This window comes from Chryseobacterium fluminis, from assembly GCF_026314945.1.
GTDB classification, from domain to species: Bacteria; Bacteroidota; Bacteroidia; order Flavobacteriales; family Weeksellaceae; genus Chryseobacterium; species Chryseobacterium fluminis.
Genome location: NZ_CP111121.1, coordinates 2,844,407 through 2,869,152, shown reverse-complemented (window position 1 = coordinate 2,869,152; position 24,746 = coordinate 2,844,407). Strand labels below are relative to the sequence as shown.

At 39.0% G+C, this 24,746-nt stretch carries 20 protein-coding genes and 5 pseudogenes; 12 read left to right on the top strand and 13 right to left on the bottom strand.

Features of this window, described 5'->3' with window-relative positions; genetic code table 11:
* Window positions 1-4: 4 nt before the first annotated feature.
* The 8 genes and pseudogenes from ODZ84_RS13085 (at window position 5) to ODZ84_RS13045 (ending at window position 6,572) form a co-directional block, all read left to right on the top strand.
* Entirely contained in the window at window positions 5-1,396 is a 1,392-nt protein-coding gene (locus ODZ84_RS13085) for an RtcB family protein (RefSeq protein WP_266172783.1), read from the top strand.
* 285 nt (window positions 1,397-1,681) lie between these two features.
* Window positions 1,682-1,843, top strand: a pseudogene (locus ODZ84_RS13075) (RtcB family protein); the annotation flags it as partial.
* Between the two features lie 64 nt (window positions 1,844-1,907).
* Window positions 1,908-2,069, top strand: a pseudogene (locus ODZ84_RS13070) (RtcB family protein); the annotation flags it as partial.
* A gap of 284 nt (window positions 2,070-2,353) precedes the next feature.
* Window positions 2,354-2,515: pseudogene (locus tag ODZ84_RS13065) on the top strand (RtcB family protein); the annotation flags it as partial.
* A gap of 86 nt (window positions 2,516-2,601) precedes the next feature.
* Window positions 2,602-2,727, top strand: coding sequence for an RtcB family protein (locus tag ODZ84_RS13060; protein ID WP_266172782.1), 126 nt, complete (start codon window positions 2,602-2,604; stop codon window positions 2,725-2,727).
* Window positions 2,728-2,795: 68 nt separating this feature from the next.
* Window positions 2,796-2,957, top strand: a pseudogene (locus ODZ84_RS13055) (RtcB family protein); the annotation flags it as partial.
* Window positions 2,958-3,188: 231 nt separating this feature from the next.
* A complete protein-coding gene (locus ODZ84_RS13050) occupies window positions 3,189-3,593 on the top strand; it encodes a helix-turn-helix transcriptional regulator (RefSeq protein WP_266172779.1) in 405 nt (134 codons plus the stop codon).
* 417 nt (window positions 3,594-4,010) lie between these two features.
* Window positions 4,011-6,572, top strand: a complete 2,562-nt coding sequence (locus ODZ84_RS13045; RefSeq protein WP_266172777.1) for a T9SS-dependent M36 family metallopeptidase — start codon at window positions 4,011-4,013, stop codon at window positions 6,570-6,572.
* A gap of 184 nt (window positions 6,573-6,756) precedes the next feature.
* Here ODZ84_RS13045 and ODZ84_RS13040 read toward each other — a convergent pair whose 3' ends face one another.
* Window positions 6,757-7,047, bottom strand: a complete 291-nt coding sequence (locus tag ODZ84_RS13040; protein WP_266172776.1) for a c-type cytochrome — start codon at window positions 7,045-7,047, stop codon at window positions 6,757-6,759.
* Between the two features lie 204 nt (window positions 7,048-7,251).
* Here ODZ84_RS13040 and meaB point away from each other — a divergent pair, with 204 nt between their 5' ends.
* Window positions 7,252-8,235 carry a methylmalonyl Co-A mutase-associated GTPase MeaB gene (gene meaB, locus ODZ84_RS13035; RefSeq protein ID WP_266172774.1) on the top strand — a complete coding sequence of 328 codons (984 nt, stop codon included), beginning with the start codon at window positions 7,252-7,254 and terminating at the stop codon, window positions 8,233-8,235.
* Here the strand turns inward: meaB and ODZ84_RS13030 are convergent.
* Window positions 8,232-8,780, bottom strand: coding sequence for a DUF4251 domain-containing protein (locus tag ODZ84_RS13030; protein ID WP_266172772.1), 549 nt, complete (start codon window positions 8,778-8,780; stop codon window positions 8,232-8,234). The genes meaB and ODZ84_RS13030 overlap by 4 nt on opposite strands.
* Before the next feature lie 109 nt (window positions 8,781-8,889).
* Here ODZ84_RS13030 and ODZ84_RS13025 point away from each other — a divergent pair, with 109 nt between their 5' ends.
* Together ODZ84_RS13025 and ODZ84_RS13020 are read left to right on the top strand one after the other, a co-directional pair.
* A complete protein-coding gene (locus ODZ84_RS13025) occupies window positions 8,890-9,696 on the top strand; it encodes a M48 family metallopeptidase (RefSeq protein ID WP_266172771.1) in 807 nt (268 codons plus the stop codon).
* An 84-nt stretch (window positions 9,697-9,780) separates the two neighbouring features.
* The gene (locus ODZ84_RS13020) at window positions 9,781-10,098 is read left to right on the top strand and encodes a hypothetical protein (protein ID WP_266172770.1); all 318 of its coding nucleotides are present in this window, start codon (window positions 9,781-9,783) and stop codon (window positions 10,096-10,098) included.
* 35 nt (window positions 10,099-10,133) lie between these two features.
* Here ODZ84_RS13020 and ODZ84_RS13015 read toward each other — a convergent pair whose 3' ends face one another.
* The 8 genes and pseudogenes from ODZ84_RS13015 to ODZ84_RS12980 form a co-directional block, all read right to left on the bottom strand.
* Entirely contained in the window at window positions 10,134-10,751 is a 618-nt protein-coding gene (locus ODZ84_RS13015; protein WP_266172769.1) for an outer membrane beta-barrel protein, read from the bottom strand.
* Complete coding sequence (locus ODZ84_RS13010) at window positions 10,735-11,550, bottom strand: ABC transporter ATP-binding protein (protein ID WP_266172768.1); 816 nt, start codon at window positions 11,548-11,550, stop codon at window positions 10,735-10,737. Before ODZ84_RS13010 ends, ODZ84_RS13015 begins: the two co-directional genes overlap by 17 nt.
* Window positions 11,550-12,302: an MlaE family ABC transporter permease gene (locus ODZ84_RS13005; RefSeq protein WP_266172767.1), complete on the bottom strand. Its 753-nt coding sequence runs from the start codon at window positions 12,300-12,302 to the stop codon at window positions 11,550-11,552. Before ODZ84_RS13005 ends, ODZ84_RS13010 begins: the two co-directional genes overlap by 1 nt.
* Before the next feature lie 104 nt (window positions 12,303-12,406).
* Window positions 12,407-13,777, bottom strand: a complete 1,371-nt coding sequence (locus tag ODZ84_RS13000) for an exopolysaccharide biosynthesis polyprenyl glycosylphosphotransferase (RefSeq protein ID WP_266172765.1) — start codon at window positions 13,775-13,777, stop codon at window positions 12,407-12,409.
* Window positions 13,778-13,818: 41 nt separating this feature from the next.
* Window positions 13,819-14,448, bottom strand: a complete 630-nt coding sequence (locus ODZ84_RS12995) for a 7-carboxy-7-deazaguanine synthase QueE (protein WP_266172764.1) — start codon at window positions 14,446-14,448, stop codon at window positions 13,819-13,821.
* 7 nt (window positions 14,449-14,455) lie between these two features.
* A pseudogene (locus ODZ84_RS12990) lies at window positions 14,456-15,339 on the bottom strand (bifunctional 5,10-methylenetetrahydrofolate dehydrogenase/5,10-methenyltetrahydrofolate cyclohydrolase).
* Window positions 15,340-15,623: 284 nt separating this feature from the next.
* Window positions 15,624-17,264 carry a glucose-6-phosphate isomerase gene (pgi, locus tag ODZ84_RS12985; protein ID WP_266172763.1) on the bottom strand — a complete coding sequence of 547 codons (1,641 nt, stop codon included), beginning with the start codon at window positions 17,262-17,264 and terminating at the stop codon, window positions 15,624-15,626.
* 336 nt (window positions 17,265-17,600) lie between these two features.
* The gene (locus ODZ84_RS12980) at window positions 17,601-18,506 is read right to left on the bottom strand and encodes a DUF4349 domain-containing protein (RefSeq protein WP_266172761.1); all 906 of its coding nucleotides are present in this window, start codon (window positions 18,504-18,506) and stop codon (window positions 17,601-17,603) included.
* Between the two features lie 196 nt (window positions 18,507-18,702).
* Here ODZ84_RS12980 and ODZ84_RS12975 point away from each other — a divergent pair, with 196 nt between their 5' ends.
* Window positions 18,703-20,061 carry an acyl-CoA dehydrogenase family protein gene (locus tag ODZ84_RS12975; protein WP_266172760.1) on the top strand — a complete coding sequence of 453 codons (1,359 nt, stop codon included), beginning with the start codon at window positions 18,703-18,705 and terminating at the stop codon, window positions 20,059-20,061.
* Between the two features lie 48 nt (window positions 20,062-20,109).
* Here the strand turns inward: ODZ84_RS12975 and ODZ84_RS12970 are convergent, their stop codons facing one another.
* The 3 genes from ODZ84_RS12970 to lon all read right to left on the bottom strand — a co-directional run bounded on the left by ODZ84_RS12970 (window position 20,110) and on the right by lon (window position 24,577).
* Window positions 20,110-20,487, bottom strand: coding sequence for a DoxX family protein (locus ODZ84_RS12970; protein WP_266172758.1), 378 nt, complete (start codon window positions 20,485-20,487; stop codon window positions 20,110-20,112).
* A 426-nt stretch (window positions 20,488-20,913) separates the two neighbouring features.
* On the bottom strand, window positions 20,914-22,026 hold the full coding sequence (locus ODZ84_RS12965; protein WP_266172757.1) for an AI-2E family transporter: 1,113 nt from the start codon (window positions 22,024-22,026) through the stop codon (window positions 20,914-20,916).
* A gap of 145 nt (window positions 22,027-22,171) precedes the next feature.
* Window positions 22,172-24,577 (bottom strand): endopeptidase La, encoded by a 2,406-nt coding sequence (lon, locus tag ODZ84_RS12960; protein ID WP_266172755.1) that lies wholly within the window; start codon window positions 24,575-24,577, stop codon window positions 22,172-22,174.
* Window positions 24,578-24,746: the final 169 nt, after the last annotated feature.

The following is a 24,746-nucleotide window of genomic DNA, read 5'->3' as shown; positions in this document are numbered from 1 at the left end:
AACAATGGGAAATTTAAAACTAAAAGGAAAAGATATATTAAAAATAGGATATCCAAATAATCAGAGCGTCAACATCGCTCTGGAAGTCATGAAAAGAAATTTTGCAACGAAAAATATTCATCATGTAAAATCTCTTTTAAAAGAAATTCTGCAGAGCCCGGAACAATTTGAAAATGATTTAACCTTCGGGCAAATCGCAGAAGCACTGCTTTCCTCCAGGAAAACGGAAAAAAGAATGCTCAATGCCAACCGTGCTTCTTTTCAGATTTTCGGAAATAACATTTCAGATGAGGCAAAAAACCAACTGTACACGGCACTGAAACTTCCAATTTCAACACAGGGAGCTTTAATGCCCGATGGACACAGCGGCTACGGGCTTCCGATCGGAGGTGTTCTTGCAGTGGAAAATGCCGTGATTCCTTACGGAGTCGGGATGGATATAGGCTGCAGAATGAGCCTCAGTATTTTGGATACGCCGGTTTCATACCTGGATGGAGCCAGAGATAAATACGAAAAAGCGCTCGCAGAGCATACCAAATTCGGAATGTACGAAACGCATAAATCCCATGTCGACCACGAAATTTTCGACCGGGATACGTTTGATCTGATTCCTGTTTTGAGAAGATTAAAAGGAAAAGCCATCAAGCAGATGGGCAGTTCCGGAGGCGGAAACCACTTTGTAGAATTCGGGGAAGTGGAAATTACCGAAGAGGACCCGCAGATCGGCCTTCCCAAAGGAAAATATCTCGGCATCCTGTCACACAGTGGTTCACGGGGTCTTGGAGCTGAGATTGCTCAGTATTATTCAAGAGTAGCAACAGAGCAATGTCCGCTGCCGAAGGAAGCGCAGAACTTTGCATGGCTGGACCTGAACACCCACCTGGGACTGGAATACTGGACTGCCATGAATCTGGCCGGAGATTACGCTTCGGCCTGTCATGACGATATTCACCGGAGACTGGTGAAAGCAGTAGGAGGCAGGGTAAAAGCCAGGATAGAAAACCATCACAACTTTGCCTGGAAAGAAATTCATAACGGAAAAGAAGTGATTGTCCACCGGAAAGGAGCAACGCCTGCCAATGAAAATGAGCTGGGAATGATTCCCGGGTCGATGACGGCAAAAGGCTTCATCGTACGCGGAAAAGGAAATCCGGATTCATTAAATTCTGCCTCACATGGCGCAGGAAGAGCTTTTTCGAGAGGAGAATGTAGAAACCTTTTCACTCAGAATGATATCAAAAAAGAACTCAAACTTAAAAATGTCACCCTGATGGGTGGAAATACCGAAGAAGCGCCGATGGCCTATAAAGACATTAATGAAGTCATGAACGCTCAGAGTGAGTTGGTGGATATTCTTGGGACTTTCCAGCCCAGGATGGTGAGAATGGATAAATAATTGAGATCATCAGAGCTGTTGAGCAGGCATAAACCTAACAGGTTTCAAAAACCTGTTAGGTTTTAAAAAAAAACTCAAACTTAAAATGTCACCCTGATGAGTGGAAATACCGAAGAAGCACCCATGGCCTATAAAAGACATTAATGAAGTCACGAACGCTCAGAGTGAGTTGGTGGATATCCTTGGGACTTTCCAGCCCAAGGTGGTGAGAATGGATAAATAATTGAGATCATCAGAGCTGTTGAGCAGGCATAAACCTAACAGGTTTCAAAAACCTGTTAGGTTTTAAAAAAAGAACTCAAACTTAAAAATGTCACCCTGATGGGCGGAAATACCGAAGAAGCACCCATGGCCTATAAAGACATTAATAAAGTCATGAACGCTCAGAGTGAGTTGGTGGATATCCTTGGGACTTTTCAGCCCAGGATGGTGAGAATGGATAAATGATGTGGCAATAATCTTAGCTGTTGAGCAGGCATAAACCTAACAGGTTTCAAAAACCTGTTAGGTTTTAAAAAAACAACTCAAACTTAAAAATGTCACCCTGATGGGTGGAAATACCGAAGAAGCACCCATGGCCTATAAAGACATTAATAAAGTCATGAACGCTCAGAGTGAGTTGGTGGATATCCTTGGGACTTTTCAGCCCAGGATGGTGAGAATGGATAAATGATTTGGCAATAATCTTAGCCGTTGAACGGGGGCAGTCAATACACCTAACAGGTTTTTGAAACCTGTTAGGTTTTAAAAAAAGAACTGATGGGCGGAAATACCGAAGAAGCACCCATGGCCTATAAAAGACATTAATGAAGTCACGAACGCTCAGAGTGAGTTGGTGGATATCCTTGGGACTTTCCAGCCCAGAATGGTGAGAATGGATAAATGATTTTGCAATAATCTGAGCTGTTGAAAGGGGGCAGTCAATAAACCTAACAGGTTTTTGAAACCTGTTAGGTTTTAAAAAAAGAACTCAAACTTAAAAATGTCACCCTGATGGGCGGAAATACCGAAGAAGCGCCCATGGCCTATAAAGACATTAATAAAGTCATGAACGCTCAGAGTGAGTTGGTGGATATCCTTGGAACTTTCCAGCCCAGGGTGGTGAGAATGGATAAATAATTTTGCAATAATCTTAGCCGTTGAAAGGGGGCAGTCAATACACCTAACAGGTTTCAAAAACCTGTTAGGTTTTAAAAAAAGAACTGATGGGCGGAAATACCGAAGAAGCGCCCATGGCCTATAAAGACATTAATAAAGTCATGAACGCTCAGAGTGAGTTGGTGGATATCCTTGGGACTTTTCAGCCCAGGATGGTGAGAATGGATAAATAATTTTGCAATCTTAGCCGTTGAAAGGGGGCAGTCAATAAACCTAACAGGTTTTTGAAACCTGTTAGGTTTTAAAAAAAGAACTCAAACTTAAAAATGTCACCCTGATGGGCGGAAATACCGAAGAAGCGCCCATGGCCTATAAAGACATTAATAAAGTCATGAACGCTCAGAGTGAGTTGGTGGATATCCTCGGGACTTTTCAGCCCAGGATGGTGAGAATGGATAAATGATTTTGCAATAATCTGAGCTGTTGAAAGGGGGCAGTCAATAAACCTTATAGGTTTCAAAAACCTATAAGGTTTTAAGAAAAAACAGGTCAAAACAAAATTGAAGCTTATTTAATCCGGATCTGGTAATGCAGTAATAACCAAATTTAACAAAAGGGATCCGGATTGACACCCTGTAAAAAATTTTAGGCCGCATATTATAATTTTTTTGCAATTTTGTATAAAATATGAATCATGCAAAAAATAAAATTACGAGAAATAAGAAAAAGAAAGGGGTATACCCAGCAGCAGGTAGCGGATATCATCCCTACAGACGTTTCTAACTACAGCAGGAAAGAAAGCGGCGATGTAAGAATTGTTTCTGAAGAATGGAATAAGATTGCCCGTTTTTTGGATGTTCCGTTAGAAGATATCTACGAAGAGGAAGAAGCAAAAATAATTATTGAGAATCCGGTAATTAATGACAGTCCTGGAGCTCTTTCTGTTGGAAATACCGGAAACACAAATAGTCTGAATATTAATGACATGAGTATGTCACTTCTGAAACACCTGCAGGATTATATAGAACTGCTGAAAAAGGAAATAGACCGCTTGGCACCTGAAGATAAGTCTGAACAAAAAAGTAAAACATCCGAATAACAGATGTTTTATTTTTTTCAGATATCTGAAAAAGTGACGCAGAACTTTTAAAATCTCTATTTTCCGCATTATCAGAAATTCTTAACTGTATAGATAAATACACTTCACGAAAAATCGATACAGAACACCCGCTCATTCATGTTGCCGGAAGATCCGGGACATTAATTGAGGTTGATATTTTCATATTTTGACCTCTTTAGCTCAGAAAAAGAGGTGAGAAAACCCGTGAGAAAAAAAATTAAAAAACAGTCATTTGAAATTTATGATTAATATTTTTTTACAGAATAAAAGTATTGACGAAATTTAAAATAAATAGGATTTAATTATATGAAAATGAGTGAATTAAGTCATTTAACATAATATATTTTTTTGTTGTCAGGTTAAAAAAAAAATTAGATTTGTTTAAAAAGAGATGAAATGATAACAAAACTATTTTTTATGCCGCTTTCTGTAGCGGTATTCCTCGGCTATGGCGTTGTACGCGCCCAATCTTCCCAGGACCTCATCAAAGATTATTATCAGAAAAACGCAAAAATCGTTCAGAAGGGCGGCTCGTCTAAACTGGGATTCATTATTCTTAATGAAGACCGGTCCAGAAGCTTAAATGCAAATATCGTTAATATTCAGCAGACCTACGACGGGCTTAGGATTTATAACGCTTTAGGAAAGGTGATTATAAAAGAGGGGGCCATTGTATCTGAGAAAAACGATTTTAAAAGAGAGATCTCCGTTACACATCAGGGTAATCCAAAAGAAAAGTTTCCTGAGGAAATGCTGAAGCAGAATTTGGGGTTGCAGGACATTGCTGATATTCAGTATTTACCCAATGTTTATTTTGAGAAAAATAACGTCTATGTTTTATCTAAAGAACTTTTTGTTTCCGACAAACATTCTGCAGATGTGTGGCATATTATTGCAGATGCAGTTTCCGGTGAGATTCTTGCCAAAGATAATTTAACACTCGAATGCAATTTTGAAAACAATCATCATGAAAATCATGCCGAAGATGCGCATCCTGCTTCCGGGAATAAAAAAGCAGAAATAAAGGCAGGATCCGGTACATTTTTAACACCACCTTCTGCTGCAGCATATCGTGTATTTCCCCTGCCAACGGAGTCGCCATCTTTCGGAGGGCGTTCACTGGTAACCGATCCCTGGGATATGACCGTTTCTCCCGAGGGCTGGCATTCTGACGGAACAAATACTTATACGAATACCAGAGGAAATAATGTTTATGCCTATTCTGATCAGACCAATACCAACAGTCCAGGATATTCCCCGGATGGCGGCAGTACGCTCACTTTTGATTATCCATTTGCCGATGGTAGGTATGATGATCCTTTTGCATATCGCGATGCAGGTATTACCAATCTTTTTTACATGAATAATAAGGCTCATGATATTTTTTATAAGTTTGGATTTACCGAAGCATCCAGAAATTTCCAGGTGAATAACTTCGGAAAAGGAGGTATCGAAGGAGATCCGGTAAGAGCAGAAGCATTGGATGGTAGCGGTCTCAATAATGCTAATTTTTTCCCCGGATATGAAACTGTAATTGGAGGAATTACTTATGTGCTTTCTCCAAGGATGCAAATGTATCTTTGGGACAGATTACAGACTCCGGATGATTATATTACAAGATACCAGTACAATGCTCCTGCTTCTCTCGTGAGCAGACCTAAAGTGGCAACAGGCGCCGCCGCATTCGGAACACTTTTGTTTGGAGGAGCTTCAGTTACAGGTGATTTGGCACTTTCCAGCCCGGATAATGCCTGTACAGCTCTGACAGCAGGAAGCCTGACAGGGCAGATAGGGGTTGCCAAGAGAGGGGCATGCAGCTTTGCGAAAAAAGTTAAAAATATGCAGGATGCAGGAGCCATAGGGGGGATTATTTATGATCCGGTAAATGCAGATCCCATATCTATGGGTAAAGATAATACCGTGTCGGGAATTACGATTCCTTCTATTATGATGGGTAAAGCTGAAGGTGACTATCTGGTGGATCAGATCAATGGCGGAACTGTAGTTAATACCACATTGAATTTCGATTACAGTGGTTTTAGGCATTCCAGTATGGATAATGGAATTGTCGTGCACGAATATGGACATGGCATCTCAAACAGATTAACAGGTCGGGGATACAGCTGCCTGAGAAGCGCAGAGCAAATGGGAGAAGGCTGGTCAGATTATTTTGCCTTAATGTTTACGACAATGCCGGGAGATACTTCATTTTTATCAAGAGCTATAGGGACCTACGCCAGTAGTCAGCCCACCACGGGATCAGGAATAAGGCCTGCAAGATATTCTCCGGATTTTTCCGTAAATAATTTTACCTATGGCAGAACCAATACACTGGTTGGAGCTCATGCTATAGGCTTTGTCTGGGCAACAATGCTTTGGGATCTTACCTGGAAATATGTGGAGAAGTATGGGTATAACAGTGATGTCACAGCAAGCGCAACCTCAGGAAACGCAAAAGCCCTACAGATCGTTATGGATGGACTTAAGCTTCAGGCCTGTGATCCTTCATTCATCGATGGAAGAGATGCCATCCTTCAGGCAGATGCCCTGGGAAATGCAGGGCAGGACAAGTGTATGATATGGGACGCATTTGCGAAAAGAGGATTGGGAGTAAATGCTTCCGCAGGAGCCAGTGATGCTGCTAACGATCAGACGGAAGATTTTTCGATACCTGCCGACTGCGCTGCTTTGGCAACCCAGGAAACAGCATCCGGAAATACCAGATTTGTCGTTTTCCCAAATCCTACCTATGATGAATTCTTTGTAGGAAATATCGACCGGTCACGAGAAGAGGTAAAGATAAAGCTGTTTGATATGTCGGGGAAACTCGTATTGTCAGACCGTCGCGAAAGCACCTCCAGAAAAGCGATATCTACCCGGGGATTACAAAAAGGAGTATATATGGTAAATATCAGGCAGGGAGAGAAAATGCAGACAGAAAAATTAATTGTTAAGTAAAATATCCATAATTATCATAAAAGGAAGTCAGATTTGGCTTCCTTTTTTTGTCGTTTCAGCAGACGCAATCGCAGATTTAAATGTAAACAGATTTAATGGAATATAAAATGCCGTTACACTCCGGAATCGTATAAAGGAACGAGGCGTGTATACAGAACCATGGTCCCTGAAGTCTTTATTATGGTTATTTTTTTACTGAGACTACATAATCATAAACCCACTGATGCTGCTCATCCGTCAGTTTTGCTTTTGGAGCCATAGAGTTCATAATGCCTACCCACTGTACAGGAGTATGCTTTGCCGGATCCGGTAATTTATGACATCTTCCGCACGAATTTTCAAAAATGGTTTTCCCCTGAGCGATCTGTTCAGCAGTAGATACGGCCAGTACAGGTGAGGCTGCAGTGGATGCTTTCGGGGTACAGGATAGTAATGCAACAGCTGCCAATGATCCTGCTAAGATTATTCTTTTCATGTTTATCTTTATGGTAAATAGCAAATGTAGGAAATTCCTTGTGCTGTAAATAAAATAAGATGTAGTTTTAATTTAGAAGAAATAAAAATTGTAAAATAACAGTATGGTGAACAATCATTCACTTTAAATAAATTTTAAATTAAAACTTAAAGGGAAGTTCGTGAACTATTGATCATTCAGTGTTTAATCCTTATTTTTGAATCAATGAAATTTTCAACAGAAGAATTATTAGCAGGAATACGGTCGGGAAATAAACGTCTGATTGCAAAAGCCATTACTTTGGTCGAAAGCAAAAAAGCAGAACACAGACAGCAGGCCGAAGATCTTTTAAAGCAGATCATGCCTTTCACGGGAAATTCAATCCGGGTAGGTATTACAGGAGTTCCGGGAGCAGGAAAATCGACTTTTATAGAAAATTTCGGGAGACTGGTGATTGCACAAGGCAAAAAAGTAGCGGTTTTAGCGATAGATCCCAGCTCATCCATTAATAAAGGGAGTATTCTGGGTGATAAAACGAGAATGGAAGAACTTTCCAGGGAAGAAAATGCCTTTATTCGCCCTTCGCCAAGCTCCGGATTTCTAGGTGGAGTGGCCAATACCACTTTCGAAACCATGATGATTTGTGAAGCAGCAGGTTATGATTATATTTTAATTGAAACGGTGGGCGTGGGACAGTCTGAAGTTTTAGTGGCAGATATTACCGACGTATTTTTATTTTTAAAAATTATCGGCGGTGGTGACGAGCTTCAGGGAATCAAGCGCGGGATCATGGAAATGGTAGATGTTATCTTCATCAATAAAGTAGAAAAAGATAATCTGCAGAAAGCAAAAAATACCAGACTTGAATTAAAAAGAGCCCTCGATTTTATTCCACCGAAAGAAAAAGACTGGAAAGTGCCGGTTGTATTGGGATCTGCATTACATAATGAAGGTTTGCAGGATGTTTATGAAAAAATTGATGACTTCATCACTTTGAAAAAGAAAACCGACCGTTTTAATGACGTGAGGACAAGGCAGTCGGAGAAACGTTTTGAATGTTGGGTACAGGAATATATTTTATCGATGATGAAGCGGGATAACTCAGTAGAAGAAGCATATATTCAGCATAAAAAAAATGCTTCCGCGCTGATTTCAAATCCAAGCACCGAAGCAAAATTATTTGTTGAGAAATTTCTATTTAAAGATTAAGGTTGCGCTGTTTTATCCTTTGCAGGACTTGCACCTTTTGAAATATACCCGTCGTAAGAAATCGGCTGCCGGTCATTACTCTGTATAGAAGTGAAAGCCTTACCGTTTTTGAAAACCTCGATGATGATTTCACTTACCGTATTTACATCATTAGGCTTGATTTTTATAACCCAGTTTCCTTTCTTGTTCTGAGATTTATTTAAGCTAAAATCTTTAGAACTGAATTTGTAACTGTTGTCTCCTCCGTAAGTAGCCTTAAATGATCTCCCGAAATAAGGAAGATAAACATCCAGCACATTATTCTTTAGGTCAATAGTGTATCCTCCGTCCAGATTTAACATTCTGGTTGAGGTAGCATTCGGCATAGAATTCATGACATTAATCACATCATAATTGGTAGGATTGGCTCTCTCGGCATAAAAAGTAAACTCCTGAGCGTTCACCATTGCGGCTACTGCTTGTGGATCAGAAGACTTCTGAGATGCACAGTTTTGGAAAATCAATAAAAATCCAAGCAGAAATATAACTGAAATATACTTTTTCATGGTAATAAATATTTATTAACTTTAATAGCAAAATGTATGCAAATATATTCTTTATGTTTTTTCTTTTGGAATAAAAATTGTTAAGGTTGAATTATTAACACTCGAAACAATGAAAATAACACATCTATTTGGAATAGGAGCCATTGCTCTGTCGATTGCATCTTGCACCACGAATCCTATTACAGGGAGATCTTCTCTACAGATCGCCAATAATTCGGAGATATTAACAATGTCTGCACAGGAGTACAAGACAACACTGTCAAAATCTAAAGTAATTTCAGGAACGGCAGATGCCAAAAGAGTGGTTAACGTAGGAAGCAGAATAAAAGCTGCAGCACAGAAATATTATCAGTCTATCGGCAGATCGGCAGATCTTACGAACTATAACTGGGAATTTAACCTTATCCAGAGCAATGAACTTAATGCATGGTGTATGCCGGGAGGGAAAGTTGCAGTGTATACAGGGATCCTGCCGGTAACTAAAAACGATAACGGGCTTGCAGTTGTGATGGGGCATGAAGTCTCTCACGCCTTAGCCGGTCATGGAAATGAAAGAATTTCTCAGGCCATGGTGGCGCAATATGGCGGCGCAATTTTGGGAGGAACTATCTCTAACGCACAATGGGCCGGAGTTTTCGAGAAAGTTTATCCTATAGGGTCTCAGGTGGCCTTACTGAAATATGGTAGAAATCAGGAATCGGAAGCAGATAAAATGGGATTGTATTTAATGTCGATGGCAGGATACGACCCACGAGAAGCAGTTCCTTTCTGGAACAGAATGGAAGGGGCATCTTCTGGGAACAGACAGCCGGAATTTTTATCGACTCACCCTAATCCGGAAACAAGAATTTCCGATATTAACAGAGACCTTCCTAAAGCTTTAGAATATTATAAAGCTGCCGGCGGAAAAATATAAAGAATAATATAATCTAATCTCAAAAGCCTTATATAATTTTTTAGTAAATTGGGTAAGGCTTTTTTTTAATGTAAACACAACACTATGAAAAATTTAACGATTATCGGACTTGTACTTTTAGCTTTATCAGTATTGCTATTTTATCTTACCTCTCCCAACTTTACCATTAATGACCTGGGCATGCCTCATATCATGGGAATCCTGGGGGGCATTGGAATAGGCCTGATTATTGGTGGTCTGGTAGGATATGTCAGCAAGGGAAGTGCAATAAAAGAAGAGCAGAAAAGAAAAGAATTCAGACAGCTGCAGAAGGATAAAGAAGATCTCGAAAAACAGGCTGCAGAGATCGCAAGAAGAGAAGCAGAACTTCAGCGTCAGCAAAATCAAAATCCTCAAATTTAAAATTTGAGGATTTTTATATTTTTATATCAGATGTCCTAGAACTTATATCCGACTCCTACCATAAACAGGTTAGGGCGATTGTCGTATCTGATCTCTTCACCGGAAACTTTATTAATGAAGTTTCTGGTATCTTTACTGAATGCGCCTTCATATTTTGCATTCACCAGGAATTTCTTAATTTCAAGCTGGGCTCCAAACTGATAACCGACCGTAAAGTTATCCCTTGCGTTTTCTTTGAAATCGTTATAGGTATCTTCTTTGCTTAAGTTATAGCTTGCCACAGGGCCTATAAATACGCCCAGCATATCTCCCAATACCTTGTGTCCTACAAGAACAGGCAGGTCGATACGGTTGCTGTTAATATCAAAGCTTGTGTTAGACGTAGGATCTGTAAAATCACTTTTAAAATGAGTATAATACAGTTCCGGCATCACGAAGAAAGACAGCGGAAGATTCGCCTTTAAGGAAAGACCTACATTGAAACCTACATTATTTTTACCTTCTCCTTCTACAGCCTGATTTACTGTTCCTTTAATGTTCTGCCAGGATGGAGATCCCGTCGGGAAGATCAGGTTTGCTTTTGCTGCCAGAGAAATCTGTGCAGAAGCGAATATCGAAAATCCTATTAATCCTATACTAAATACCTTTTTCATTGTCATCTATTTTTGTGATCGTATTTTCAATGGTTTTATTATTTTCCAGTAAATATTCTCTGAGTTCTTTAAATAATTCTGATGAATAAACGAAGTCGATGAGATTTTTATTGCCTGCCGTAATCAGAATGTCTTTATTTCCTTCCCACTCCTTAATGCCTAGTCTGAGATAAACAATCTTCTCACCAATTGTCATTACAGAATTCATATCATGGGTGTTGATGATCGTAGTGGTGTTATATTCCTGGGTAATCTCAAGAAGAAGATCATCAATGACATTAGAAGTATAAGGATCCAGCCCGGAGTTGGGCTCATCACAGAACAGATATTTAGGATGGTTTACAATAGCTCTGGCAATGGCAACCCTTTTCTGCATCCCTCCGGAAATTTCGGACGGAAATTTTCTGTTGGCTTTATCAAGATGTACTCTTCCGATAACTTCAAAAACCCTTCTTTTTTTCTCTCTGAAAGTAAGATTGGTGAACATGTCTAAAGGAAACATGATATTTTCTTCGACCGTAAGAGAATCAAAAAGGGCACTCCCCTGGAATACCGTCCCGATCTCGGAACGCAGCTGTTGTTTTTCCTCCCTGTTCATGACGTTAATGTTTCTGCCGTCAAAAAGGATTTCTCCTGATGAAGGCTGATAAACATTAAGTAAGCTTTTAAGAAATACGGTCTTTCCTGAACCGCTCTGTCCAATAATTAAGTTTACCTTCCCTTTATCAAAAGAGGTTGAAATGCCTTTAAGTACTTCAACTTCATCAAAACTTTTTTTAAGATCTTTTACCTCAATCATTAGCTTAATATCAATTGGGTTAATACTAATTCAGAAAGGATAATGAATACCATCGTCCATACTACGGCCTGTGTACTTGCTCTACCTACCTCCAGTGAACCTCCTTTTACGGTGTATCCGAAATAAGACGGAACCGTGGCAATTACGAATGCAAAAACAGCAGTTTTCGTAAAGGCATAATAAATAAAAAGATTCGGCATGTACATCTGAATTCCTGTGATATAATCTGCGGTAGTCCAGTTTCCTGTTAACACTCCTGCAATGTAACCTCCTAATATACCGAATACGATGCTTATAGCAATAAGAAGAGGATTGAAGATCACACAGGCGATAATTTTCGGAAGTATCAGAAAATTGGGAGAGTTCACTCCCATAATATCCAATGCATCAATCTGTTCCGAAACTCTCATTGTTCCGATACTGGAGGCAATATATGAACCTACTTTACCCGCCAGGATCAGACTGATGATCGTAGGGGCAAATTCCAGTACCAGTACCGCCTTGGTAGCATACCCTACAAATGAAGGAGGGATGGGAAATGAAGAAGCATCAAAGTTGTTAAACATCTGAATGGCGACTACCGCTCCCACAAATATAGATGTGAAGATCACCAACCCGAATGAGTTGACTCCCAAATCATTGATTTCTCTCATAAACAGCTTCCAGAATACCCTCATTTTCTGAGGCTTCTGAATAGATTTACCTAATAGGATAATATATTCTCCTACCGCTGTAAAAAACTTTTTTAACATAATGCTAAATTAGACTTTTTTATTTAATTAAAGTGAAGGTTAAAATGATACAATACGCATCCATTATCAATAAGATTCCGGTCTTATAATCATTTTTCTGAACCTTACTTGGCATTCTTATCTCCTCCGATTACTAACAGGACTGTTTTTAAAATAATGACAAGATCCAGCACGAAACTCCAGTTTCTTACATAAAAGGCATCTGCCAGTACACGCTTGGTCATCTCTATCTCTACATCACCCGAATCCCCTCTGAGCCCGTTTACCTGTGCCAGCCCTGTAATCCCCGGGCTGACCATGCTCCGCAGGCTATACCTTCCGATTTTGGGTTTGTAGTAATTATCTACAGCCAGCATGTGGGGTCTGGGTCCTACAATTGACATTTCCCCTTTTAATACATTAATAAACTGAGGCATCTCATCCAGACTTGTTTTCCTTAAAAGCTTCCCGAAGCCTGTAATTCTGGCATCATTTTCACTGGTTGTTTTCGTAGAAGACTCATCATTGATGATCATCGTCCTGAATTTAATACAGTTAAAAACCTCCTCATGAAAGCCATATCTTTTCTGTATGAAAAAAACGGGCCCTTTCGAAGTTGTTTTAATAATAATTGCAATTATCGGAAATAACCAGGAACAGATGCCGGCCAGAACGATGATGGAAAAGATGATATCAAAACTCCTTTTTAACAGAAAATTCGAGTAATAATCTAAAGGGTACCTTGCCTGGTTAAGAACCGGTTGTGTCTGGATGTACGCCAGATCATAAAGGAAAAAATCACTTTGTGTAATGCTGGGTACCAATGAGATATGCACTTTATTGGCTTCTGCCAGTCTGAAAATATCATCCTGAGTCTTCTCGTCAAATGAATTTTCCGATGGGAAAAACAGCGTATGTATTCCATGATTTTTCCAGAATTCTACCAATTCTGAGGCATTGATTTCGGTTTTCCCATATTCGAATATCTTGTACCCGTAGTCTTTTCTGTCCCTAAAAATATTTTTCAGAATCTCTGTAGAGCTGTTTTCACTCAGAAACATGATATTTCTGTAGTTGATTCCTAAACTCCGGAAGTATTTAATGGCAAAATAAATAATGGATTTGGCAAGGAAAACAAAGAAAAACAGATACAATGAAAGCCAGTAAATATCTGAATTGAAAAATGCATTGTAACTCACCTTTCCGATCAGAAAAACTCCGAGTATAAACAGCATAAAGTGAATCAGAAGTCTCTCAAGAAATAACGTATAGGTTAAGTTTCTCGGAATATTATAAATTTTTGTCCTGCCGCTTAAAAGCATCCAGAATAAAAACAATAATGCCAGAGAGAAAGCGTTCTGATACCACGATTCCTGATTGTATTTCAGCGCCTGGTTTCTGCTTACGAAAAAGAATATAAAAATAGATGCCATAACCATCAGGTCAAGCAAAATGATGATCGATTTCAGGTATCTGGAGTATCGAATTCTCTGCATCTATGGGCGTTTACGGATACGAAGAGCTAAGTTACATATTTTTATGGGATATTCAGATATTTATGCGTCTGAACTGAAGCTCTCCATCGTGGGTTTTCGAGGATAAAATCCGTAATCTTCGGGTACATTTCATCACGCTTGCTCCATTCACTCTGAAGGTATAAAGTACAGTTTTCGGAAACTCTTGCTGCCTGTTCCTGCGCAAATTTGAAATCATTGTTATTAAAGATGATTACTTTAAGCTCGTGTGCCCGTTGGTAGATTTCATCTTTTGGAAGGCCTGTTTTCTTTGGTGAAAGGGTGATCCAGTCGATCTGCCCGCTCATCGGGTAGGCGCCCGAGGTCTCAATATGAACTGTACATCCCAGTTCTTTTAACCTGGATGTTAAAATATCAAGATTCCACATCAAAGGCTCACCACCTGTTAGTACAATAGTCTTGCAATGTCTTGCCGCGGTTTCTGCGATTTCTTCTGCACTCATTAATGGATGCAGCGTAGGGTCCCAGCTTTCTTTTACATCACACCAGTGGCATCCTACATCACACCCGCCTAATCTGATGAAATAGGCTGCTTTACCCGTGTGTGCTCCTTCTCCCTGAAGAGTGTAAAAATGCTCCATTACAGGGAGCATTTTACCTTCTTTTAATAAAATATCTTCTTCTTTGTTCATTTTAAATTTAGTCGTTATAGACCGAAGTCTTATAAGCAATGATGGTGTTTTTCATCAGCATCGCTCTGGTCATAGGTCCTACTCCTCCCGGAACAGGAGTGATCCAGCTTGCTTTGGCAGCGCAACTGTCGAAATCTACATCACCAGCCAGATAATATCCTTTTGGAGAATCATCGTCTACTCTTGTAATTCCTACATCCACAATTACGGCTCCGTCTTTGATCATCTCCCCTTTTAAGAAGTGCGGATCCCTAAAGCGGTAATCACGATATCTGCTTTTTTAGTATACTCTTCAATATCTTTTGTGTAGGAATGGGTAAGCGTCACCGTAGAGTTTCCCGGGAAATCTTTCCTTCCCATCAGAATACTCATAGGTCTTCCCACAATTTTACTTCTCCCGATAATGACACAGTCTTTCCCTTTGGTCTCAATATTATATCTTTCCAGTAATGTTAAGATCCCAAACGGAGTTGCCGGTAAGAAGGTATCCATTTCCAGTGCCATTCTTCCAAAATTCTCAGGGTGGAATCCGTCTACATCTTTTCTTGGATCAATCGCATTGATGATTTTTTCCTGATCGATCTGATCCGGCAATGGCAGCTGAACGATAAACCCGTCCACTGCTTTGGATTTATTCAGCTCATCGATTTTTTCCAGTAACTCAGCTTCAGAAACCGTACTTGGAAATTTAACCAGACTTGATTGAAAGCCTACTTCTTCACAGTCTTTCACTTTAGCATTTACATACGCCTTGCTTGCGCCGTTGTTTCCGACAAGAATGGCCACCAGATGGGGTGCTCTTCTTTTGCTTTCAAGGATTTTTTCTACTTCAACCTTGATTTCTGCTTTTATTTCTTTGGATATCTTTAGTCCGTCAAGAATTTCTGCCATTTTTACTTTATTACTTTTTATTAGATTTTTAAGGATATTTTCCGGGTTCTGACGAGTGCAGAAAACGGAAATTACATAAACGGATTTTTTAATTTCCTCAATTGAAATAACATCATGTAAGGGAACTTTTTAAGAGGCGGTGCTCTCACATTATCGTACCGAATTTTAAAAAGGATTTCTTTCTTCAATCACTCTTTTCATGTCGTCCGCCAGCTCAAAATCCTCGTTATTTTTAAAAGCTGATTTCATTTATTTAAATCAAAATCATGAAAATCAGCAATAATTTATTTATTCGATTTATAGTAATTGATCAATCCGTTGGTAGAACTATCGTGGGAGTTAACGCTTTCACTATTTTCCAGTTCAGGTAAGATCTTGTTCGCTAATACTTTTCCCAGCTCCACCCCAAACTGGTCAAAACTGAAAATATTCCAGATAACCCCCTGAACGAAAATTTTATGTTCATACAAAGCAATCAACTGTCCTAATGAAAAAGGAGTTAATTCATTGAATAGTATAGAGTTAGTGGGTGTGTTTCCGTGGAAAACTTTATAGTTCAGTAAGAAATCAATTTCTTCATCTGATTTGCCTGAATTTTTTAACTCTTCTTCTACTTCCTCTTCAGTTTTTCCAAAGGCCAGTGCTTCAGTCTGAGCAAAAAAGTTAGCCAGTAACTTATCCTGATGGTCAGAAACTTTATTAGGGCTCTTTGCGTAAGCGATAAAATCTGCAGGAATCAGCTCTGTTCCCTGATGAATCAACTGATAAAAAGCATGTTGTCCGTTGGTTCCCGGTTCTCCCCAGATGATCGGACCGGTTTCATATTCTACAAATTCACCATTTCGGTCAACACATTTTCCGTTGCTTTCCATATCTCCCTGTTGAAGATAGGCTGCAAACCGGTCCAGATACTGTGAATACGGAAGAATAGCATAGGTTGTGGCTGCATAAAAATTACGGTACCATATTCCGATTAATCCCATTAAAACTGGGATGTTTTCAGAAAACTCTGCCGTCTGAAAATGTTGGTCTGTATCGGAAGCTCCCTTTAATAACTGCTCAAAATTTTCATATCCGACAGAAAGTACAATGCTTAAGCCGATCGCGCTCCACAGCGAATATCTTCCGCCTACCCAGTCCCAGAATTCAAAGATATTCTCCTCTGCAATTCCGAAGTCTTTAACTGCCTGAACATTCGTAGATAAAGCAACGAAGTGTTTCGCTACATCTTCCTGTTTTCCTGCTTTTAAGAACCAATCCTTTGCGGAGTTGGCATTCGTCATGGTCTCCTGTGTGGTAAACGTTTTAGAGGCAATGATGAATAAAGTGGTTTCGGGATTCAGGTCTTTTACCACTTCCGCAATGTGATTTCCGTCCACATTGGAAACAAAATGAACGTTTAACCTGGTTTTAAAATGTTTTAAAGCCGACACCACCATCACAGGCCCTAAATCTGAACCTCCGATGCCGATGTTCACAACATCCGTTATTTCTTTTCCGCTGAAACCTTTGTGATCTCCTGAAATAATACTTTCAGAGAAAGTTTTCATGTGGTCAAGCACTCTTCTGATCTGAGGCTTGATGTTTTCGCCGTCTACCAAGATCTCCTTATCCGAAAAATCCCTTAAAGCAGTATGCAGAACCGCTCTTCCTTCTGTTTCATTGATCTTATCCCCGGAAAACATTTTTGAAATGGCGTCTTTCAGTTGACTTTCCTCTGCAAGATTCAATAAAAGTTCTTTGGTCCGTGAATTGATCAGGTTTTTGGAATAATCAAAAAGGAAATTATCCTTCTGTAAAGAAAATTCATTAAAACGGTTTGGGTTGTATGCAAATAGACTTCTTAAATCAAAATCGTTATCTCCGAAATGTTCATCAAGAGCTTTCCAGCTGTTTGTTTGGGTAGGATTTATTTTTGATAGCATAAATGTAGGGCTTAATTTTAGGATTTAGACAATGCGTTGGACCGAATCATCTGAATCCTGATTGTTTCAATTTGCAAATTTAAGAAAAAATGGATGGGGTGAAGGTCTCAAAATGATAAGAAATATTTAAATTTTAAAAATTTAGGGAAAATTTGCATATCGAGCCACCAAAAGATGATACTCTGAATAGAGCCATTAATTTTCTGAAAAATTTTTACGGATGTATTACCTGATTAAATGAATATTTCAAAAATGAGAATCAATCTAACCGCAGTTCCTTATACTTTAATTGCGATCAAAAACGAAAAGGTGCATTCTTTAAATCAATTTTTATAATTAATGTCGTTCAGTTACTTTTTTACGGAGTTTCTGTTTTTTCAGAAAATAAACAATGACGGCTCCTGTCAAAATTATCGGCCATACCGTAATTAATCCTACAATAATTCTCTGGATCAGATAATATCCTTCGATAAAAGCCGATTTTGCACTGTAAATGAAACTGAATTTATATTGGTCATCGATGTTTTCTGTATTGGTAATGGCGATTTCGGCAGTTCGGAGTTTAGGCTCTCTGATATAGATATCGATGGTGCTGTATTTTAACTGGTCCAAAACATTCATATTGGCGAGTTTCTGCTCATTATGGTCTGAGGTGTTTTGATTATCCAGTTTGACCTTATCTTTATCTGCCTTAAGCTGAGAAATGTTTTCTTGAGTTTTTTTTATTCTTTCTCCTTCCATTTCAGCATATTTAATGTTTGAAGTGATGTCCTCGGCATGTATTGATCTTGAATTGAGAAATAGTTTTTTATGATTAATCAAAGTCAGCAGTTCGCCTAATTTTTCGGTCGGAACCCGCAGCTGCATTCTGTTTTCAGTCTGGTATTTTTTTACCAGCATCGCATCTTTGTCGGATGTATTGTAAGTGTTTTCAGAAACCACATGAGTTTGCAGATTGCTGTTTGTCACAAACCCTCCTAATTCCTGGACTGATTTTTCGATGGAAACTGTCGTTTCGTAAACATCCTTTACTTCCATGCTGACATCTGCTGTTTTTATAAACTGTTTGTCTTTCACTTTCATGGTTGCTACAGATGAAATGCTGTCTGATAAATCCACAGCGGCCGAATCTGCTTCTGCATAACCTTCAGGTTGCGATATTGCCGCTTCTCCCTTTTTACACGAATAAATACTTAATAAAAGAATGGTGGCCATTGATAATCTGATGTAAGTCGTTTTCATAATGTTGATTTTTTTGTTATTCCAAAGTTCCAGCTGAATGATGGGTAATGTTTGAAAAACGGCGGTAAAAATTTTGTAAACCGGCGTTCCGGTGTAAATTATTTACAGTCAGTCATTTGTAAAATTATTTTTTGACGGGTTATTTATTTAGGATTAATTTTTGCTTATCTTTTACAAGTCAAACACACTAATTATTATGTCAGGAACTTTTTCCAAAATCAGAAACGCAATAGAACTATTCAGATCAATAGATTTTGATCAGCTGAGTGCTATTTCTCAAAAAGTAGATTTACCCAAAGTGATGCATACCTTCTCAAAACTGGACAACAAGCAGCTCGGAGATATGATGAAGATGCTGGACCCGAACAGGAAGAAGAGGGACCTTCCGCCTATCGACGGGGATTTCTACGGTATTTATGAAGCGCTGTCTCCTGAACAGCGGGAAGTACAGCTTAAAGTGAGAGCGTTTATGGAAAAAGAGGTGAAGCCTTTGGTAAATCATTATTGGCTCAGAGACGAATTCCCGCATGAATTAATTCCTAAGTTTCAGAAGCTCGATATTTGCGGAGTTACTTATGAAGGATACGGATGTCCCGGAATGCCCTTTTTAATGGAAGGTATTATAGCAATGGAAATGGCAAGAGTAGATGCCTCGATTGCGACCTTTTTCGGGGTACAGTCCGGGTTGTCTATGGGTTCTATTTACATCTGCGGATCGGAAGAACAGAAGCAGAAATGGCTTCCCCAGATGCAGAAGTTTGAAAAAATCGGAGCATTCGGCTTAACGGAACCTGAAGTAGGATCCGGCGCTGCCGGGGGCTTAACGGTGACCTGTAAAAAGACGCCGGACGGCTGGGTGTTAAACGGTCAGAAAAAATGGATCGGGAATGCAACGTTTGCAGACATTATCATTATCTGGGCAAGAGACCTGGACGACGGTGAGGTTAAAGGATTTATCGTTGAAAAAGATAATCCGGGTTATTCTGTCGAAAAAATCAAAGGGAAAATGGCGCTGAGAATTGTTCAGAACGGATTGATTACCTTAAAAGACTGTATGATAACAGAAGAAAACCGTTTGCAGAATGCCAATTCATTTAAAGATACGGCAAAAGTATTGAGAATGACCAGGTCGGGCGTTGCCTGGATGGCTACAGGTTGTGCAAGAGGAGCGTACGAAAGTGCCTTAGATTACACGAGAAAAAGAGAACAGTTTGGAAAACCCATTGCTTCATTTCAAATGATCCAGGGACACCTGGTAGAAATGTTATCCAATCTTACTGCGATGCAAACCATGGTTTTCAGACTTTCGGAAATGCAGGATGAGGGTGTCTTAAAAGACGAGCATGCTTCTTTAGCCAAAGTCTTCTGTACCATGAGGACAAGAGATATTGTGTCCAGAGCCCGAGAAGTTATGGGCGGGAACGGAATCCTATTGGAATATGATGTCGCCCGGTTTGTTGCCGATTCGGAAGCAATATATTCTTATGAGGGAACCAAAGAAATCAATTCCCTGATTGTCGGAAGATCAATTACTGGCTTTAGCGCATTCGTCTGAATCATAAATGAATGGTCAATTATAATTTAAATTGACCATTCTTTTTTTTCAGTGTACTAAAGCACTGTATTTTTCCTTATTGTCGATTAACATCCACAGATTAATCAGAAATAGTACGCCTGCGATCAGCATTCCTATCGGAGATTTATCCATCGAAAATATGTGTACAACAATTCCCACCATTACGGGCAGAATAACGATAGCTCCCAATGCTCTGGTTTTCGGGAAAATAAATAACAATCCGCCAACTACTTCTACAATTCCGACCAGGGGCATCAGCCAGTGAATTTCGGTAAATGCTGCGAAAAGCTTCATTTGCTCGGGCGTAGGCTTTTCCATAGGCATATAATTGAAAAATTTGTTTAATCCGGCATTAATAAACATAAGTCCGAAAAGAAGGGCAAAAATAAACTTTACGATTTTCATGATTGATATATTTTAACCAAATTTAGTTAAAATAAATACGATATAGTCTGTTAAAATTGATTATTTGGTAAAATTTGAAGCTTTTTAGGCAAAAATATTATTTTGTATAATTTTATTCATTATATGTGCCATGAAGTAAATTAAATTAATGAATTGTTTCGAAGAATCTTAAAAAATTAAATCAACCGTTTTGAAGCAATTGGCAGCATAGGCAATATTGGTGATATTTCTGGGCTGCCCTTATAAAATTCTATTGGATGATTCGTACCTGGCGGTTCCGGCGGAAATCCTCCCGGAGCGTACGTAGCAGGATATTGTCCGCCCATTTAATCATATATTCTCATATTGTACAGAGCATGTGCTCCAACAGAATGATTCTCTGCGTTCCTAAAAAGTTCAGTCCTCGGTTTTTTGAGCTTTATTATATCAGTCTTTTTCCTGAAGCGTAATGTTTTTTGAAATTTTGTACTTCTTCTTCCTTTTGTCAGGCCTTTCTTCCTCTCCAAGAAGTCTTCCCCAAGGTTGTAAGCCGTCTACTCTTTCAAAAATAATTTTTAGAATCGCGATGGCCGGGATACAGAGAAACATTCCGGCAATTCCCCACAAATGCTCTCCCAGAATAATTCCTATGAACGAAAACAGTGCATTGATTTTCACTTTGGATCCCACTACAAAAGGAAGAATGATATTCCCGTCTATAATATGAACCACAATATATCCGATCAAAACATAAACACAGGTACCCGGCGTGCCGGTTGCAAAGGCGATAAAGCATGATATGAGCAGCGAAAGACAGATTCCTAAATAAGGAATGACATTAAGTAATCCTGTAAGCACAGCCAGTAAGACCGCATATTTTACCCCGACAATAGTTAAAACAATAGAGGTTAATATAGAAACAATTAACACCTGAAGGCATAGTCCTATAATATACCTTTTTGTCATCACGCGTACTTGTGTTACTACCTCCTGGACACTGGATTTATGCTTTTCGTTAAAAACTGTTACAATGAAATTATTTAAAATTCTCCTGTAATTTAAAATGAAAATGAAGAATAGAATAAAGAAGATGATAAATCCGAATCCGGTAGAAAATATCCCGAAGGTAAAGCCAAGGATGATTCCTGAAGAAGATAAAATCTTATTGATCCCCTGGTCAAGGTAATCCAGCTGTTCATTAATCTTTATGTTGAAAGTATCAGATACCCAATGCTGAAGACTGTTGAAGACTGCGGTAGACTGTACTCTTAGGTGAGGAAGGTCTTTGCTGAAACTTGAAAGCTGTGATCCGAAAAAGTAAATTAAGCCTGATAAAATGACAAGCATAATCGCAACGGAGGTTATCGTAGAAAATGATCTAGGAAATCTTAATTTTTTCTCCAGCATAGTAGCAAAGGGTAGAAATAACATCGCCATTAAAAACGCCAGAAAGAACGGTGCCAAAATACTTTGTCCCAATGCTAAAAGATAACCAATACCAATGATAGATATGACAACGAGCGTAAGCCTGACAAGAAAAGGTAAACGAATAAAATTCATAATTTCAAAATCTGTAGTATAAAAATAAGAAAAACCCCTCGTATTAAAGGATTTATTTCTTTAATTAACGTTATTGCATCCAGATTATAAATAAAACACGTCTCACAATCTGAAACGTGTTTTTATTTATAAAAAATAGGGTTGATTATTTTTCGATAGCGATTTCAATAACCTCTTCCATTTTATTGACATAGTGAACTTTCAGATCTTTTAAATAATCTTTTTTAATTTCTTCTACATCTTTCCTGTTGGCTTCACAAAGAATCACTTCTCTGATCCCGGCTCTTGTCGCTGCCAGAAGTTTTTCTTTAATTCCGCCTACCGGAAGTACTTTTCCTCTTAAGGTAATTTCACCGGTCATCGCCAGGTGAGGCTTTACTTTTTTATTTTTAAAAGAAGAAACCATGGAGGTCAGCATTGCAATACCTGCCGACGGCCCGTCTTTGGGAGTAGCGCCTTCCGGCACGTGAACGTGCATATTCTTCTTTTCAATATCTTCCTGGGAAATACCCAGTTCATCGTGCTTGGCTTTAATGTATTCCAAAGCGATGGTGGCAGATTCCTTCATCACTGTGCCCAGGTTACCCGTCATCGTTAAAGTTCCTTTCCCGCTGCTTAAAATACTTTCGATAAATAAGATGTCTCCTCCTACGCTGGTCCATGCCAGACCGGTCACTACCCCCGGAACGTCGGTAAGTTCAGATAAGCTTTTCGGTCTTGGAACGCCTAGAATTTCATCTACTTTTTCAAGAGAAATTTTAGGGTCGTATTCTTTAACTAATGCCGTTTGCAATGCTACCCAACGTCCGATGGATGCAATTCTTTTCTCCAGGGATCTCACTCCGCTCTCTGAAGTATGGGCCTCAATAATATGTTTTAATTCAGCATTTCCAAGTTTGAAAGACTTGGAATCCAGTCCGTTTTCTTCCTGCTGTTTTTTAATCAGGTGTCTTTTTGCGATCTCGATTTTTTCCTCCAGCGTATAACCTGCGATCTGAATGATTTCCATTCTGTCAAGCAAAGGCGTCTGAATAGTAGATAATGAGTTGGCTGTAGCGATGAACATTACCTTGGACAGGTCGTAGCCCATCTCCAGAAAATTATCATAAAATGATTTATTCTGCTCAGGATCAAGAACTTCCAATAATGCTGAACTCGGGTCTCCGTGGATGCCTTTTCCCACTTTATCGATTTCATCCAGTACGATCACAGGATTTGAAGTTCCTGATTTTTTGATAGATTGAATAATTCTTCCCGCCATTGCTCCAATATATGTTTTTCGGTGGCCCCTGATTTCACTTTCGTCATGAAGTCCGCCTAGAGATACACGTACGTATTTTCTGTTTAAAGCATCAGCAACCGATTTTCCCAATGATGTTTTACCTACGCCCGGAGGCCCTACCAATAATAAAATCGGTGATTTCATGTTGTTTTTAAGTTTTAAAACAGCCATGTGTTCCAGAATTCTCTTCTTGATATCCTCCAGTCCGAAGTGAGCTTTATCTAATATTTTCTGTGCTCTTTCAATGTCGAACGTATCTTTTGTAAAAGTATCCCACGGTAAATCGGTAAAGAAATCCAGATAATTCCGCTGCACATTATAATCCGGTGAGTTCGGGTTCTGGCGTTGCAGTCTGTTGATCTCCTTTTGGAAGTGCTCCTCAACCTCCGCATTCCAGGTTTTCTTTGCTGCTTTGGCGATCAGATCTTCAACATCACTTTCAGGACCACCGCCTAATTCTTCCTGGATCGTTCTTATCTGCTGATTCAGAAAGTATTCTCTCTGCTGCTTGTCTAAGTCTTTGGACGTTTTCTGATGAATCTGATTTCTCAGTTCCAGTTTCCTGAAATCTTCGTGCATCATTTCGTAGCACTTATTAGCTCTTTCCATCAGATTTTTTTCTTCAAGCAGGTTTTGCTTTTCGACAGATGAAAAATTGGCATTGGTACAGATAAAGTTCAGTAAATCATCATTGCTCGTAATATTCTTAATGGCAAAATTGGCAGCATTGGGTATATTCGGATCCAGCTCGATAATCTTTAAGGCAAGATCTTTTACATTTTCCAGCAATGCCTCATATTCTTCCTTATTTTTTGCTTTTCCATCCTTTAATTTTGTGATTTCACCTTTGAAATAAGGTTGCTTTTCAACAATTTTCTTAATCTTAAACCTGTGGAAACCCTTGCTAATCGCGGTAATATTTCCTTCCGGGAGTTTTATTATTTTGATGATTTTCGCTAATGTTCCGACCTGATAAATATCTTTTTCGGCAGGTTGCTCCACATCTGAGTTTTTCTGGCTTACAATACCAATAAACTCACCGTTTTTCTGAGCATCTTCCAGGAGTTGTATGGAGGTTTTTCTCCCTGCAGTAATTGGAATAACGACATTGGGGAACATGACCATATTTCTTACCGGAAGTATAGGGAATATTTTCTGTTCGGAATTCTGCTCGGTTTCCGAAAGGTCTGCAAGGTTGATTTCTTCAGCGACAATATCAAATCCGTCATTTATTATTTCCTCGAGACTCATATCTTCAAATTCTGTCATAGTTAGTCGAATGACAAATTGTCATTTTTCGTTTTAAATCGTTAACGTGAAATTTCACAATATGCTTTGAAAGCGTATAACATATTATGTTCTTATAAAATGCACAAGACTTATGCCATTCGTTTTTTGCTAAAAAATACGGTCAAAATTTCCTTTTTTAAATAAATTA

Excerpts from the sequence above, each read along its gene's own strand:
- ODZ84_RS13010 (WP_266172768.1), bottom strand. The coding sequence starts at position 11,550 with ATGATTGAGGTAAAAGATCTTAAAAAAAGTTTTGATGAAGTTGAAGTA.
- lon (WP_266172755.1), bottom strand. The coding sequence starts at position 24,577 with ATGACAGAATTTGAAGATATGAGTCTCGAGGAAATAATAAATGACGGA.
- ODZ84_RS13000 (WP_266172765.1), bottom strand. The coding sequence starts at position 13,777 with ATGCAGAGAATTCGATACTCCAGATACCTGAAATCGATCATCATTTTG.
- ODZ84_RS12970 (WP_266172758.1), bottom strand. The coding sequence starts at position 20,487 with ATGAAAATCGTAAAGTTTATTTTTGCCCTTCTTTTCGGACTTATGTTT.
- meaB (WP_266172774.1), top strand. The coding sequence starts at position 7,252 with ATGAAATTTTCAACAGAAGAATTATTAGCAGGAATACGGTCGGGAAAT.
- ODZ84_RS12975 (WP_266172760.1), top strand. The coding sequence starts at position 18,703 with ATGTCAGGAACTTTTTCCAAAATCAGAAACGCAATAGAACTATTCAGA.
- ODZ84_RS13045 (WP_266172777.1), top strand. The coding sequence starts at position 4,011 with ATGATAACAAAACTATTTTTTATGCCGCTTTCTGTAGCGGTATTCCTC.
- ODZ84_RS13030 (WP_266172772.1), bottom strand. The coding sequence starts at position 8,780 with ATGAAAAAGTATATTTCAGTTATATTTCTGCTTGGATTTTTATTGATT.
- ODZ84_RS13005 (WP_266172767.1), bottom strand. The coding sequence starts at position 12,302 with ATGTTAAAAAAGTTTTTTACAGCGGTAGGAGAATATATTATCCTATTA.
- ODZ84_RS13085 (WP_266172783.1), top strand. The coding sequence starts at position 5 with ATGGGAAATTTAAAACTAAAAGGAAAAGATATATTAAAAATAGGATAT.
- ODZ84_RS12980 (WP_266172761.1), bottom strand. The coding sequence starts at position 18,506 with ATGAAAACGACTTACATCAGATTATCAATGGCCACCATTCTTTTATTA.
- ODZ84_RS13015 (WP_266172769.1), bottom strand. The coding sequence starts at position 10,751 with ATGAAAAAGGTATTTAGTATAGGATTAATAGGATTTTCGATATTCGCT.
- pgi (WP_266172763.1), bottom strand. The coding sequence starts at position 17,264 with ATGCTATCAAAAATAAATCCTACCCAAACAAACAGCTGGAAAGCTCTT.
- ODZ84_RS12995 (WP_266172764.1), bottom strand. The coding sequence starts at position 14,448 with ATGAACAAAGAAGAAGATATTTTATTAAAAGAAGGTAAAATGCTCCCT.
- ODZ84_RS13060 (WP_266172782.1), top strand. The coding sequence starts at position 2,602 with ATGGGCGGAAATACCGAAGAAGCGCCCATGGCCTATAAAGACATTAAT.
- ODZ84_RS13050 (WP_266172779.1), top strand. The coding sequence starts at position 3,189 with ATGCAAAAAATAAAATTACGAGAAATAAGAAAAAGAAAGGGGTATACC.
- ODZ84_RS13040 (WP_266172776.1), bottom strand. The coding sequence starts at position 7,047 with ATGAAAAGAATAATCTTAGCAGGATCATTGGCAGCTGTTGCATTACTA.
- ODZ84_RS12965 (WP_266172757.1), bottom strand. The coding sequence starts at position 22,026 with ATGAATTTTATTCGTTTACCTTTTCTTGTCAGGCTTACGCTCGTTGTC.
- ODZ84_RS13020 (WP_266172770.1), top strand. The coding sequence starts at position 9,781 with ATGAAAAATTTAACGATTATCGGACTTGTACTTTTAGCTTTATCAGTA.
- ODZ84_RS13025 (WP_266172771.1), top strand. The coding sequence starts at position 8,890 with ATGAAAATAACACATCTATTTGGAATAGGAGCCATTGCTCTGTCGATT.